The sequence below is a fragment of the Polaromonas sp. UC242_47 genome (genome assembly GCF_044452385.1).
Lineage (GTDB): Bacteria > Pseudomonadota > Gammaproteobacteria > Burkholderiales > Burkholderiaceae_C > Polaromonas.
The window spans coordinates 613,560-626,966 of sequence record NZ_JBIOAO010000001.1; the positions used below are offsets into that span (position 1 = coordinate 613,560).

A 13,407-nucleotide genomic window follows, 5' to 3' on the forward strand; every position below is an offset into this window, starting at 1 on the left:
CTTACGTTAGCCGCGTCGCTGCCGCAAACAGCTCAAAAAACTCGCGCTGCCACGGGCCTTCGCTGTCCACCGCGGTCTGCACCATCACGGTTTGTGTCTTGCGATCAATCAACACACGCTGGCCGTGGTGGCCGTTCATCATCATCCACGCGCCGTCGGCTTTCGGGTGCCAGAAAAAACACTTGTAGCCCATGCCGTTCATGGCCGTGCCATGGCGCACCTGGGCGTCCTTGTCCGACCAGGACGCACATTCGTTGATCCAGCGCGCGCTGACCACCTGCCGGCCTTCCATCGCGCCGTTCTGCGCCACCATCTGACCCAGGCGTGCCCAGTCGCGCAGCCGGGCCGCAAAGCCGATGCAGTTGTACTCCCGGTCTTTTGAATCGGTCAGCCAGCTCGCGTCGGCTTCGGCGCCCATGGGTTGCCACAAGGCTTCCTGGCAAAACGCGGCGAGGGTTTTGCCGGTGACCCGGCGTATCACCATGCCGACCGTCAGCGGGCACAACTCGTTGTAGTTGTAGCGCGCACCCTGCGGGCCTTCGCTGAGGTTCCAGTCCTTGATCGTCAGTTCAAGGTCGCTGTTTTTGCGCAAAAAAGCCTTGGGGTAAATCTGCGGGTTGTCGCGGTCATGCAGGATGGCCGCGCCGCTGGACATATTGGCCAGGTTGCGCAGCGTGATACCGCCGTGCAGCGTGCCCTGGAGTTCTGGGACATAACTTTGCGCCGTGTCATCCAGCGAACGGATCAGGCCGCGGTCCAGGCAAATGCCCAGCAACAAAGAGGTGATGCTTTTGGCTATGGACCAACTGGTCAGGCGCATCTGGGGCTGGCGATCAAATTGGTAATGCTCGGCCAGGATCACGCCCTGGCGCGCGATCAGCAGGCCGGTGACGGGCGAGCCCTTGAGGTACTCCGGGGCCGTCTTGCTGAACAGGCCCCAGCGGTAGCTGAGGTCGTCGCGCAGGTCGACACGGAGCGGGCTGGCGTGTGCCGGCGCGGCGATGGTGTGCCAGGGGAACATTTTTTCGTAACCACCCGAATAGTTGCCTACACGCAAGGTCTTGTGGCCAGCCCAGTTGGGCGGGCTGCCCCAGCCGCCAGGGTAATCCTGGGCTTGGCCCCAAGTTTCACTGGCCTGGGTAGTGGCGGGCAGGAGGGGCAGAGCGGCTGCGGACAGCAGAAGGGCGCGTCGTTTCATGGCGGGTTTCAAAAAACTGGGTAGGCCAACTATCGGCGAAATGTGGCGTAAATCCCGCGCCATCTGGGCTGCCAACCCCTCAATTTCCCTGTTTTTCGCCCCAGTCCATGGTCCCGGCGGCAAGGCCGCGCCGGATTGTGGCCTAATTAGGGGTTTCACTAACCCGAACCGGAGCCCTTCATGCCGAAAAAAATCAGAGTCGAAGCCGACATTTGCGCCCCTAAACCCATTCCTGCCGCCGGCATGACCCGCACCGCCGGCCGTGGCCAGAAAGTCAGCCTGGAGCGTGGCACCTGGACACGCAGCAAGAAAAACCCGGGCAAGCGCCCACACAAAGGCGGCTAAGCCCTTTAGCCCGCCAGGGCGGTTTGCCCGAAACCGCCCATCACCCAGGCACCCTGACTTCGTTCAGGGCCTGGGTTTGTTTTTTGCACTGTTCGCCGCGTTACCGCCGCGCATCGGGTGCCTGCAGCGGCCCACAGGCCTTGCATCCACTTTTTATGAGTCAAATTGGCCTCCAGCCCTTGTCTGCTGGTCGCAAGCAGCTATCTAAAACGTAGCGGTTCAAGGCTGTCCGGTTTATCCGGAGAGACCATGCTCGATCGTCTGGACGCTTCGTTCACGATGTTCACGGTCATGCCGGGTGCTAGCTGTTGACGTCCTTGCAAACGTCGAGTGACTGACTTTGTTGCCTGGACTTTGCCAGTTCGTGTTCCCGAAAATGTGAATCACGGCTGCCTTCACGATTGCGCAAGCCATCGCTTCAAGTCACGGCTTTTTGACCAAAATTTCGTTGGTGGCTCAGCCGCGCATGCGAATGGTTGTGCCGGCGGAGCCCTTCCACGTATGGACGAAATGGATCCACAAGAGGGGATTAAGGAGCGAAGCGGGAACGGACGCGGGGAGTCTTGGAGGCGGTGTTCCGCGTCAAAAATGGCTAGGAGACATCCAGCGGAAATCGCCTGGAAGCAATCTCCAGCAAACCATCAAAAATCAGGCCTTCCACCAGCTCGAACTTGACCGACATGCTGGGGCCCATCTTCCAGCCTGCGCCGCCGGTCATGATGCATTCGGGGGATTCACCGCAATGCCGTGTGACGTTTTCCACCATGCGTTGCACGGCGCCGGCAATCGCGAAGGTGCCGCCGCTGGTCAAGGCGTCGCTGGTATTGGTGGGGAAGTCTCTGACTTCGCCGGTCGGTACATGCAAGCCGGCCGTGCCCGACTCCAGAGCGCGCAGCATGATGCCGTGGCCAGGCAGGATGATGCCGCCCAGAAACTTGCCGGACGCATCAAGCGCCTCGACCGTGACCGCGGTACCGACCATCACCACCACGCAGGGTTTTTGAATACCGCGCGCCAGCAGCCGGTGCCGCGCGCCTATCATCGCGACCCAGCGGTCAGCGCCCAGCCGGGCCGGGTGGTCGTAGCCGTTGCTCACCCCGGCCTCCTGGGCGCTAGGCACGACCCAGCGTGGCGCCACGTCCCACAACTCCATTTGCTCGACCACTCGCCGCTTGATGGCGTCGCCCGCCACGATGCAGCCAAGGATGCGCGAGGGCACGGGCAAGCCGTGCCATTCTTCATCGGCCAGCTTGTCAATGTTTTCGAGAAACACGGCCCCATGGGCCAGCACCCGCGATCCGGCGATCGGCGTTTCGTACTGGGCCCACTTCAGGCGGGTGTTGCCCACGTCAAGTGCAAGGAAAGTCATGTGTCAGGATTATGAACAGGTTCGGGGACCACTCCGAATTGTGGTGCCCAAGGGCTTGTCAGGACGCCAGTGCCACCGGTCGTTTGAAGTCAACCATCCCCGTACGCGCGGCTTCGTAAGCACGCGAGGCACGCAGCACCAGGGCATCGCCAAACATAGGTCCGACAAACTGCAGGCCTATCGGCAAACCCGCCGTCGTCACGCCGCAAGGCACGGTGCTGGCCGGTTGCTGGGTCAGGTTGAAGGGATAAGAAAACGGCGTCCAGCCAAGCATGGCCGCTGAATCCATCGGTGAATGACCGGCCGGTCGCGCCTCGAAGGCCGGCACGGCGACGCTGGGCGTCACCAGCAGGTCAAAACGCCGCATGAACTGGCGCATGTGGCTGCCTAAAGCGCCACGCCGCAAATGCAGGCGTTGCAGCTCAAGCATGCTGAGTTTTTCACCCAGCAGCGCCTCTGCGCGCAAGTCGGGGTCGGTCAGTGCCTGCTGTTCGGCCGACAGTGTGTTCCAGACCGTCCAGGCGCCGGCAAACCACAGGCCGGTGGTGATTTCCAGCGGGTCCTCAAACCCGGGGTCTATCAGCTCGACATGGGCGCCCAGCTCCACCAGTTGCGCCACGGCTTGCGCGACCGAACGGGCCACCTCGGGATGCACGTTTTTTGCATAGCCGAGTGTCGGCGACCAGGCGATGCGCAGACCGCGCACACCGTCCTCCAGGCCTTGCAGGTAGTCGCTGGGGTCGGGTGGTAGCGAGGTCCAGTCGCGGTCGTCGGGCTTTTTCAGCACATTCATCATCAGCGCGGCATCGCGTACGCTGCGGCTATGCGGGCCCAGGTGGGCGACCGAACCAAACGGCGACAGCGGATAGGCCGGCACCCGGCCAAAGCTGGGCTTGAGGCCGAAGTTGCCACAAAACGCCGCCGGGATACGCACCGAGCCGGCGCCATCCGTGCCCATGGCCAGTGGCCCCATGCCGGCCGCTATCGCCGCCGCGGCCCCGCCTGAGGAGCCGCCCGGGGTTTTGCTGAGATCCCAGGGGTTGCGTGTGATGCCGCTGCGTGGCGAATTGGTTTCGCCCTTGCAGCCAAATTCGGGTGTGTTGGTTTTGCCGAGAATCACCGCGCCGGCTTCGCGCAGCCGCGCCGTGACCGGGGCGTCCACGTCCCAAGGCTGTTTCGCATCGACGGTGTGGCTGCCGCGCAAGGTAGGCATGCCGCGGGTCAAGATCAGGTCCTTGATGGACACCGGCACACCGTCCAGTTCGCCGCAGGGCTCGCCCTTGTTGCGAAAACGTTGCCAGCGCGCCTCGCTATTGCGCGCAGTCTGCATGGCGGACTCATGCGCCACCAGACAGAAGGCGTTGACTGTGGGATTCAGCGTGTCAATCCGCGCCAAAACCGCAGCGGTGGCCTGGACCGGCGAGGCCTCGCCGGCTTTGTACAGCTGCAGCAGCTCGGTCGCCGTGCAGTCGGCGAGGTCGGAAGAAGGTGCGGATGGCGTCATCGGGTACTCCAAAGCGGGGGACTGGAAACGGTTCTAGGGCCTGCGCCGGATCGACTCGGGCAAATTTTTCCAGGGCAGGTCGGCCGGGTCGGCGGCCATGGGCCCCGCCGCCTTGGCAATCAGGATGTCGGTGGCGGCGTTGGCCACCAGCGGCGTGAAGTCGGCACGGAAGTGGTTGGAGCTTTTGACCACGATGATTTTCATGGCTTCGGGTTCAATGCCGACCATGCGGAACAACTCGCGGTCCAGCATCTGTTTTTTGCCGCTGGCCACGGCCACCAGCACACCCTCGATCTCGAGGCAGGCGCAAGGCCCGAGGTGCACGGCGAGCCCGGTCATCATCTGGCCCTTGAGCGTGACAGTGCCCTCGTGCACGGCGCGCACCTTGAAGGCGCCGCGCACTGGCGTATCACTCAGTTGGCCAGTGAAGGTGGGCACGGCTTTGCCCAGGGTGGTAGAAATCGTGGCACCCACGCCGGCTGCCGCGGCCATGGCCGCGGCCTCGGGGGTCGAACATCAGGCCGAGGGCGACCTGGCCGGGAAAACGCCGGCCCGCGCCCTGCTGCAGCAAGGCGTGTAAGAGGCCCGTCGTGTTGCTGTCGCCGCCGGCCCCGGGGTTGTCCTGGGTGTCGGCCATCACCACCGGTTTGCCGCTGTGCGCGGCCAGCGCCATGGCTTTCGTCACGGCTTCGGCGGCGTCCAGCGTCGTCAGCCGCCACTGTGTCGGCTCGGCCACGCGATCCCCCAGGCGCTGCACGGCTTGCGCCGCCAACTCGCCATAGCCCCAGACCATAGGCGCACATTCCGCAAAATCAGCCGCCGGAAACGCCATGCAAAAACTCAGGACCGCATCAAAGTCTCGGTCCAGTGCCAGCAACTCCTCGTAAATACTTTTGGCCGGCTCCATCCAGGTGCTTTGCGCATTCAGCGGAATCAAAAAAGGCAGGCGCCGGGCATCCAGCGGCTCACGCCGCCCGAGCTTGAGCCGGCGTGCCAGCAACTGCGCGGCCAGCTCGCCGGTGGCCGCCATGTCGACGTGGGGATAACTGCGGTAGGCCACCAGCGCGTCGGCCTCCTGCAACATGCGTTGCGTGACATTGGCATGCAGGTCCAGGCTGGCAACGATGGGAATGTCAGCGCCGACCACGTGGCGGATGCGGGCCAGCAATTCGCCCTCCGTGTCGTCCACATGTTCGGCCACGGCCGCGCCGTGCAGGTCCAGGTAGACCGCATCAAAACCGCCCCGCTGCACATCGGCCAGGATGGACGCACTGATACGCTCAAAGGCGTCCTTGGTCACATAAGACGACGGGATCGCGCCGCACCAGCTGCTGGGGATGAGCTGCCAACCTTTGGTGTGCGCCGCGTCGATGAACCCGCCCATGGGGATGTTGATGCCGGTGAGTTTGTCCAGCATGGCCTGGCCATGAATAAACGCGGGAAAAGAGTCGCCCCGGTTGAAGGCCGCCCAGTCGGCCAGCGTCGGCGCGAAGGTGTTGGTTTCATGCTGGTAACCAGCGACAAGAACTTTCAGGCTTTTCAAAATACAGCTCCAGGTGCGGCGGCCAGCAGCCGACGTGTGTAATCGTGTTGCGGGCGGGCATACAGCTCGGTGGTTGGCCCTTCTTCGACAATGCGGCCCTGGTGCATGACGATGACACGGTCGCAGAGCTGGGCCGCCACGCGCAGGTCATGGGTGATGAACAGCAGGCCCAGACCCAACTCGGCCTGGATCTCGCGCAGCAGTTTCAAAATCTGCGCCTGCACACTCACGTCGAGTGCACTGACGGCTTCATCGGCCACCAGCACACGCGGCCGGCAGGCCAGCGCACGGGCAATCGCGATGCGCTGGCGCTGTCCGCCCGAGAACTGGCTGGGGTAACGCTGCAGCCCTTCGGCGGGCAGCCGGACCTTATCCATCAAACTGACCGCCAGCGCCATGGCTTCTGCGTAAGTGGCTCCGAAATTGATAGCGCCTTCGACAATCGAATCACCGACCTTGCGGCGCGGATTCAGCGAGCGATTGGGGTCCTGGAACACCACCTGCACCTGGCTGCGCAAGGGCCGGAGCTGGCCTTCGCCGAAGTGGGCCACGTCGAGCAAAGCACCGTTCTGCTCCTGACCAGTCCGGCCCCACCAGACTTGACCGCCGGTGGGATCGATCAGACGGATCAGGCAACGCGCCAGGGTTGATTTACCCGAACCGGACTCCCCAACCACACCCACGGTTTCACCCGCATGGACGGCCACCGAGGCCGCCTGCAACGCATGCGTCGACCGGCTGCGGCCCAGCCAGTCGCGCGCCATATAGGTTTTGCTGACCGCCTGCCCGCGCAGCAAAGGCGGGCCCGCCGGTGCCGGCCGTGCCGGCGGTGGCGTCATGCTGGGCACCGCTGCCAGCAGCATCTTGGTGTAGTCGGCCTGCGGATGGTTCAGCACCGCATCGCGCGTGCCGTATTCAACCGCACGCCCCTGATGCATCACCAGCACATCGTCGGCGATCTCGGCCACCACCCCCATGTCGTGTGTGATGAACAACACGGCGCAGCGATGCCCGCCGGACAGGTCGGCTTGCAACTCTTCAATCAGCCTAAGAATTTCTTTTTGTGTGGTGACATCCAGCGCTGTGGTCGGTTCGTCGCAAATCAGCAGGGCTGGCTGCAAAATCACGGCCATCGCAATCACGATGCGCTGGCGCTGCCCGCCCGAGAGCTGGTGCGGGTAGCTGCGCACCATGCGTTCAGGCTCCGGCAGCTTGACGCGCCGCACGATGTCCAGCACCGCGTCGCTGCGCCGTTTGGCGCCCCAGTCGGTGTGTTGCCTGAGCAATTCGTCAATCTGGTCGCCGCAGGTCATCACGGGGTTCAGCGCCGTCATCGGCTCCTGAAACACCATGCCCATGGCCTGGCCGCGCAGGCTGCGCAGGCGCTGGGCCGAGGCAAGCAGCAAGGATTCGCCCTGCAGCAGAATGCTGCCCGGACCGGCTTTCAGCTCGCGCGCCAGCAAGCCCATCACGGCGGTGGCCATCACCGATTTGCCGGAACCGGACTCCCCCACCACGCATAGCGTCTTACCGGGGTGGATGCCGAAGCTGACGTTTTCGACCGCATAGGCCCGGTCGCTGCCGGGCGGCAAGGCCACATGCAGCTGGTCGATGACCAGGACCGGTTCGGTGCTTGAGCTCATGGGGTACGCCTGGAAAATTTCGGGTCCAGCACGTCGCGTAATCCATCGCCCAGCAGATTGATCGCCAACACCGTCGGTACCAGAAACAGGGCGGGGAACAACACATTGCCCGGGTACTGAGTGAACTGCACCCGGCCCTCGGCCATGATGTTGCCCCAGGTCGGAATGTCGGCCGGCAGGCCCAGGCCGAGAAAACTCAGAATCGCCTCGGTCAACACAGCCGACGCGGCAACAAAGGTGCCTTGCACAATCAGCGGCGCCATGGCATTGGGCAGGATATGTCGCCACAAAATTACCGGCGTTGGCGTCGCCAGCGCGCGTGCGGCTTCGACAAACGGCTCCTCACGCAAGGTCAGCACCATGGCCCGGACCAGGCGCGTGACGCGCGGGATTTCGGGAATGGCTATCGCCACCACCACCGTCCACAACTGCGCGCCCAACGCCGCCACCAGCGCAATCGCCAGCAGGATGGCGGGAATGGCCATCAGCCCGTCCATGAAACGCATCAGCACCGCATCCACCACACGAAAATAACCGGCCAACATGCCCAGCAAGGCCCCTACCCCTATCGCCACCGCCGCGGTGAAAGCCGCGACCAGCAGCGAGGTGCGCGTGCCGTACAAGACGCGGCTGTAAATATCACGGCCGAAGTTGTCGGCGCCCATCCAGAAGGTGTGTCCCACCTGCGTGCCGTCGAGCTGCGCAAACTGGCCATGCACGCCCGCCGCCGTATTGATGTGGGCCGAATCCATGGCCGCCGGGTCGACCGTACCGAGAACGGGGGCCAGCGCGGCCAGCAGCAGCAACAGGCCCAACACCCCTACGCCGAAGCGGAAAGCGCTGTTGCGCCAGAGGCGCTGCAAAAGAAGTTGCCAGGCCGACATCAGTAACGAATCCTCGGGTCGAGAAACAGATAACTCACATCGACCAGCAAGTTGACCAACACGTACAAAAGACTGAAAAACAACACCAGGCCCTGGATCACCGGGAAATCACGGTTCAGCACCGCGTCCACCGTCAGCGAGCCCAAGCCGGGTATGGAATACACGGTTTCGGTCACCACCACGCCGCCGATCAGCAGCGCCACACCAATACCAATCACGGTGACGATGGGCACGGCGGCGTTGGCCAGCGCATGGCGCATCAGCACCGCGGATTCGGTCAGGCCTTTGGCACGGGCCGTGCGGATGTAGTCCTCGGTCAAGGCCTCGGACACGCTCGCGCGTGTGACGCGGGCAATCAGGGCCACATAAATCATGGCCAGTGTGACCCAGGGCAACACCAGCTGGCGCGCCCAGGCCCAGACACCCTGACCGTCGGCGCCGAACAGGCGCCGGTAGCCTTGCACCGGGAACCATTCAAGTTGCACGGCAAAAATGTAAATCAGCAGGTAACCGGTCACAAACACCGGAATTGAAAATCCCGCTACCGAGAAGCCCGACAGCAGCCGGTCTAGCCAACCCCCCATACGCCAGGCGGCGATGGTTCCCAGCGGCACCGCCACCAGCACGGCCAGCAACAGCGTGCCGACCGCCAGGCTCAGGGTCGGCTCCAGCCGCTGGGCAATCAGTTCGGTGACGGGTTTGTTCAGGTAGAACGAATACCCCAGATCCCCCTGCAACACATGGCTGAACCAGATCCAGAACTGGGTCAGCAAGGGTTTGCTCAGGCCCAGCGCTTCGCGGATTTTTTCGATGTCTTCGTTGGTCGAGTTGTTGCCGGCAATCACCGCGGCCGGATCCCCCGGGGTCAGCCGCAGGATCAGGAAAACCACGACAGCCACCACCAGCAGAACCGGGATGGTGGCCAGCAGACGTTGCAGCAGGAATTTCAGCATGCCTGTTTGCCGACCGCCATCCGCCCGGCGTGGGGCGCCCTCTTCACCAGCCGGGGCCGCGGAACCGGCTTCGCCGGGCCGCAGGCGCAGCGCCCCCTAGGGGGGCAGCGAAGTACACGCAGTGACAAGCGTGGGGGCATTAGTTCTTTTTGATGTTCCAGTACACCTGAGCACCACCGGGCACCAGTCCGGTGATGTTGCTCCGCAAGGCGGCCGGGTTGTTGTACTGGCCCAGTGGCACATGGGTGGCGGTTTCTATGGCGCGCAGCTGCAGTTGCTCGGCGAGTTTTTTCTTCTCCGCCTCGCTGCCCGCCTGCGCGAACTTGACCTTGAGTTCTTCAATCACCTTGTCGTCCTGCCAGCCAAACCAACCCTTGTCGCCAGTGGCGTTGAGCATGGCCATGGTCAGCGGGTTCTGGATGTCACCGGCGGTCCAGGCCGTCATGAAGGCATTCCAGCCGCCTTTGTCGGGGGCATCCTTTTTGGCGCGTCTGGCCAGCAGCGTGGCCCAGTCGGACTGCTGCATGTCCACCTTGAAGCCGGCGGCTTCCAGCTGCTGCTTGGCGACCAGCGGCAGCTTGGCAATCGAGGTCAGGTCGGTGGGGCGCATCAGCACCACGGGTTCGCCCTTGTAGCCGGCTTCGGCCAGCATTTGTTTGGCTTTGACGGGGTTGGCCATACCGGTGAAAATGCCGGCGTTGTCGCTGGCATAGGGCGTGCCGCAAGGAAAAATACTCTTGCAGAACTTGTACATGCCGGGCGCACCCACCTGCGTTTTCAGAAACGCCTCCTGGCCCATGGCGACCATCGCGGCTTGCCGGATTTTTACGTTGTCAAACGGCGCATGCAGGTGGTTGAAGCGGAAGATGAATTGCAGGCCGTCCGGCTGGGCGTCCACAATCTTGATGTCCTTGGCGGCCTTGAGCGAGGCGTATTGCTCAAAAGCCGGCTGCTCGATGATGTCGACTTCCCCGGCAATCAGCGCATTGAACTGGGTCTGCGGATCCCGGATGATGATCCACTCGACCCGGTCCAGGTAGACGTTTTTGCCACCTGTGGTGCCATTGGGTACCTCGGCGCGTGGCTTGTATTTTTCGTTTTTGACATAAACCAGCTTCTCGCCTGGCTTGTAGTCGGCGGTGACAAACTTGTAGGGGCCGGAGCCGATGTTTTCCTTGATTTGTTCACTGCCCGGCGTGGCCGCAATCCGGGCGGGCATGATGAAAGGCACGTTCGACGAAGGCTTGCCGAGGGCTTCCAGCATCACGCCAAAAGGCTGCTTGAACTTGATGACAAATGTCTTGGCATTGGGCGTTTCGTAACTGTCAAGGCTCTTGGCCATGACACCGCCAAAACTGTCACGGCTGGCCCATCGTTTGAGCGAGGCCACCACGTCTTCGCTGGTCACGGGCTTGCCGTCGTGAAACTCCAGGCCCTCGCGCAAGGTGAAGGTCCAGACCTTGTTGTCCTTGGAGGCGCTGTAGGTGTCCACCATCTGCGGTTTGACCTTGCCTTCGAGGTCGGTGCCGAACAGCGTGTCGTAAATCATGTAACCGTGGTTGCGTGTCACAAATGCCGTGGTCCAGATCGGGTCCAGGATCGTGATGTTCGAATGCGGCACGATCTTCAGCGTTTTTGTCTGCGCCTGGGCCGCCAGAGGCATCAGAAGACCTGTGATCAAGGCCGCCGAGCTGGCCAGGGCAAAGAGGGAACGACGTTTCATGACAAATTTCCTTCAAGACAAAGTTGGAAAATTCAGACAAGACGCACAGACTAGCCTCGTAATGTAACCACATGCAAGAGGCAACTTTCCAGCCATCTCATTAAACACCATGCACGCCCACCGTCCTGTCAGCGCCTGTACGGGTCATCCTTCAGATCACACCTAGCCAGCAGGCGCGCTGGATCGCCGACATCTTGTTGTCCACCTTGAGTTTGGCCATGGCATTGGCCATGTGGTAATTCACGGTGCGTTCCGTGCACAACAAACGCTCGGCGGTCTGGCGTGCCGTCAGGCCTTCAAAAGCCAGGATCAGGCATTCGCCCTCGCGCGGACTCAAGGGACTGCTGGCCGTGGCCATGGTGCGTTTGAAAAACGGCCAGATATTGAGGGCCGACCAGACCAGGGCGGCGGCTTCGGCCCGGTCGTGAAACTGGCGCGGGCTGAACATGAAGCATTCAAAGGCGCGGCCCGCCGGCAAGGGGAATTCGACCCGCACGACGCTTTGAAACCCGTGCGCCAGCCACAGCAGGCGCCAGCGGCCGCCGCTGGCGCGGTCTGAGTTGGCAATGTGCTGCCAGGCGACCAGCGGCGCATCCGACTCCCGCCAGGGCGCACCAAAGTCCAGGCTTTCGGCCAGCGCCGAAGCTGCGTCCAGAAAGCGGGGAGGGTGCACAGCCGCCACCAGGCGGTCTTGCCGCTGGCCAAACGGGTCGGGCCCCAGAACCACCACCGCTTCCACCGAAAAGTCGCGCAGCGCGGAGATCCAGTCACCCAACATGCCATCGAGCGCAACACTGTCAAAGTTGACAGGTAGGCGCACCTTCAGCGCCCCTCCAGAACGGTGACAATGTGCGGAGATATGTTCCAAGATTTATTCATGACGTCCAGGTGGCCTGCGAGGATCAAACAATGGATTCATGCGCTGTGGCGTCTTCCCGGGACGTGGGGCCGGCTGCTGGCGCGAATCAAGGTGGAACTGTTTCAGGAACAGCTGGTGCCTATTTTGCACCCCTCGCCGTGGCGTTTGCGCGCCCTGGGCCTGTTCACGCTGGTGGGCCACCCGCTGTTTGGCTGGATCTGGGGCCATTGGTTGCCGCAGCCTTATGAAAACCCCGGGCTGCGCGCCGTGCTGGGCGCGCTGGGTTTGCTGCTGATTTCCAACAGCATCACCCGCGATCCGTCGAGCAAACTGTCCGCCCGTATTTTCAGCCTGGTTTTCTGGATCCAGCTGCCGCTGTTTTTTAGCTGGATGTATTTTTGCAACAACGGCAACACGGTCTGGCTGAGCAGCTTCTGCGCCATGGTGCTGATTTATTACCATGTGACCGATTGGCGTGTCGCCACCCTGGGCACGCTCAGCGGCGTGTTCCTGGCCGGTGCGCTGTTCCTGTGGGTCGGACCTGCCGTGCCCCCCATGAGCGAGCAGCAGTTCGCGATCAACGCTGTGGTGATTGCCTTCAGTTGGGCCAGCGCCCTGCTGTTGGGGCTGTCGTCGGCCAACCTGAGGCGCGACCACCTCCAGCACACGCTGACCACCATTGGCATCATGGCCCACGAGTTGCGCACGCCGCTGGCCACCATGTCGCTGATTGGTGATGCCGTGCGCAACGAAACCCGTCAGCCCCGGGAGGCGATCGATGCGCAACGGCTTGAGCAACTGGTGGTGCGGCTGCACACCTTGGTGCGCAACATGAACCAGCAGATCGACACCCAGATCGCCAATGCACGCCTGCAGCGCCTGCCCATCCATAAGGAAACGGTTGTGGCCTCCGAATTGCTGCGTGGCGTGATCAAGGACTACCCTTACCGCAACTCGCGCGAGCGGGACAGCGTCGTCTTGGTGCTGCGCAAGGATTTTTCTTTCGAGTCGTCCTACAGGCTGTTCGCGCAAGTCATCAACAACTTGTTGAAAAATGCCTTTCATTCGCTGGCAGCCGGTAGCGCAGCCCCCAAAACAGGTGACTTGCGCATTGAAATCGGGGTGCTCAACGGTTCCGGGCGTATAGTCATCACGGACCAGGGCAGCGGGATTGCCGCGGAGCTGCAGGCACGTATTTTTGAGCCGTTTTTCTCGACCGACCGGGGAACCGGCCATGGCTTGGGGCTGGCTTTTTGCCGGCAAGTGGTGCAGAGCGCCCGCGGCACCATTCGTGTTAAGTCGGAGCCTGGCCGCGGCGCTATCTTTATCATTGAACTTCCGGTTCTCAGGTAACTCAACCCACAACCGTCACCATGAGTTTCCCCT

10 protein-coding genes and 1 pseudogene are annotated in these 13,407 nt (G+C 62.6%); 2 read left to right on the plus strand and 9 right to left on the minus strand.

Features of this window, described 5'->3' with window-relative positions:
• Position 1: 1 nt before the first annotated feature.
• A complete protein-coding gene (locus tag ACHMXK_RS03085) occupies positions 2 to 1,198 on the minus strand; it encodes a serine hydrolase domain-containing protein (RefSeq protein ID WP_397437586.1) in 1,197 nt (398 codons plus the stop codon).
• 180 nt (positions 1,199 to 1,378) lie between these two features.
• Here ACHMXK_RS03085 and ACHMXK_RS03090 point away from each other — a divergent pair, with 180 nt between their 5' ends.
• On the plus strand, positions 1,379 to 1,543 hold the full coding sequence (locus ACHMXK_RS03090) for a hypothetical protein (RefSeq protein ID WP_397437588.1): 165 nt from the start codon (positions 1,379 to 1,381) through the stop codon (positions 1,541 to 1,543).
• Positions 1,544 to 2,135: 592 nt separating this feature from the next.
• Here the strand turns inward: ACHMXK_RS03090 and ACHMXK_RS03095 are convergent.
• From ACHMXK_RS03095 to ACHMXK_RS03130, 8 genes and pseudogenes are all read right to left on the minus strand, one after another.
• Positions 2,136 to 2,912: a type III pantothenate kinase gene (locus ACHMXK_RS03095; RefSeq protein WP_397437590.1), complete on the minus strand. Its 777-nt coding sequence runs from the start codon at positions 2,910 to 2,912 to the stop codon at positions 2,136 to 2,138.
• 58 nt (positions 2,913 to 2,970) lie between these two features.
• Complete coding sequence (locus tag ACHMXK_RS03100) at positions 2,971 to 4,416, minus strand: amidase (protein WP_397437592.1); 1,446 nt, start codon at positions 4,414 to 4,416, stop codon at positions 2,971 to 2,973.
• 33 nt (positions 4,417 to 4,449) lie between these two features.
• Positions 4,450 to 5,950 (minus strand): annotated as a pseudogene (locus tag ACHMXK_RS03105) (M81 family metallopeptidase).
• A 5-nt stretch (positions 5,951 to 5,955) separates the two neighbouring features.
• Positions 5,956 to 7,602, minus strand: a complete 1,647-nt coding sequence (locus ACHMXK_RS03110) for a dipeptide ABC transporter ATP-binding protein (RefSeq protein ID WP_397437594.1) — start codon at positions 7,600 to 7,602, stop codon at positions 5,956 to 5,958.
• Positions 7,599 to 8,486, minus strand: coding sequence for an ABC transporter permease (locus ACHMXK_RS03115; protein ID WP_397437595.1), 888 nt, complete (start codon positions 8,484 to 8,486; stop codon positions 7,599 to 7,601). Before ACHMXK_RS03115 ends, ACHMXK_RS03110 begins: the two co-directional genes overlap by 4 nt.
• Positions 8,486 to 9,439 (minus strand): ABC transporter permease, encoded by a 954-nt coding sequence (locus ACHMXK_RS03120; protein WP_397437596.1) that lies wholly within the window; start codon positions 9,437 to 9,439, stop codon positions 8,486 to 8,488. Before ACHMXK_RS03120 ends, ACHMXK_RS03115 begins: the two co-directional genes overlap by 1 nt.
• 139 nt (positions 9,440 to 9,578) lie before the next feature.
• The gene (locus tag ACHMXK_RS03125; protein WP_397437598.1) at positions 9,579 to 11,162 is read right to left on the minus strand and encodes an ABC transporter substrate-binding protein; all 1,584 of its coding nucleotides are present in this window, start codon (positions 11,160 to 11,162) and stop codon (positions 9,579 to 9,581) included.
• A 151-nt stretch (positions 11,163 to 11,313) separates the two neighbouring features.
• Positions 11,314 to 11,982, minus strand: coding sequence for a LuxR C-terminal-related transcriptional regulator (locus ACHMXK_RS03130; RefSeq protein WP_397437600.1), 669 nt, complete (start codon positions 11,980 to 11,982; stop codon positions 11,314 to 11,316).
• A gap of 174 nt (positions 11,983 to 12,156) precedes the next feature.
• On the opposite strand from ACHMXK_RS03130, the gene ACHMXK_RS03135 reads away from it, so the two are divergent.
• Complete coding sequence (locus ACHMXK_RS03135; protein WP_397437602.1) at positions 12,157 to 13,374, plus strand: sensor histidine kinase; 1,218 nt, start codon at positions 12,157 to 12,159, stop codon at positions 13,372 to 13,374.
• Positions 13,375 to 13,407 lie beyond the last annotated feature (33 nt).

Coding starts and splice junctions, on each gene's coding strand:
- ACHMXK_RS03090 (WP_397437588.1), top strand. CDS start 1,379: ATGCCGAAAAAAATCAGAGTCGAAGCCGACATTTGCGCCCCTAAACCC.
- ACHMXK_RS03100 (WP_397437592.1), bottom strand. CDS start 4,416: ATGACGCCATCCGCACCTTCTTCCGACCTCGCCGACTGCACGGCGACC.
- ACHMXK_RS03110 (WP_397437594.1), bottom strand. CDS start 7,602: ATGAGCTCAAGCACCGAACCGGTCCTGGTCATCGACCAGCTGCATGTG.
- ACHMXK_RS03115 (WP_397437595.1), bottom strand. CDS start 8,486: ATGTCGGCCTGGCAACTTCTTTTGCAGCGCCTCTGGCGCAACAGCGCT.
- ACHMXK_RS03095 (WP_397437590.1), bottom strand. CDS start 2,912: ATGACTTTCCTTGCACTTGACGTGGGCAACACCCGCCTGAAGTGGGCC.
- ACHMXK_RS03085 (WP_397437586.1), bottom strand. CDS start 1,198: ATGAAACGACGCGCCCTTCTGCTGTCCGCAGCCGCTCTGCCCCTCCTG.
- ACHMXK_RS03120 (WP_397437596.1), bottom strand. CDS start 9,439: ATGCTGAAATTCCTGCTGCAACGTCTGCTGGCCACCATCCCGGTTCTG.
- ACHMXK_RS03125 (WP_397437598.1), bottom strand. CDS start 11,162: ATGAAACGTCGTTCCCTCTTTGCCCTGGCCAGCTCGGCGGCCTTGATC.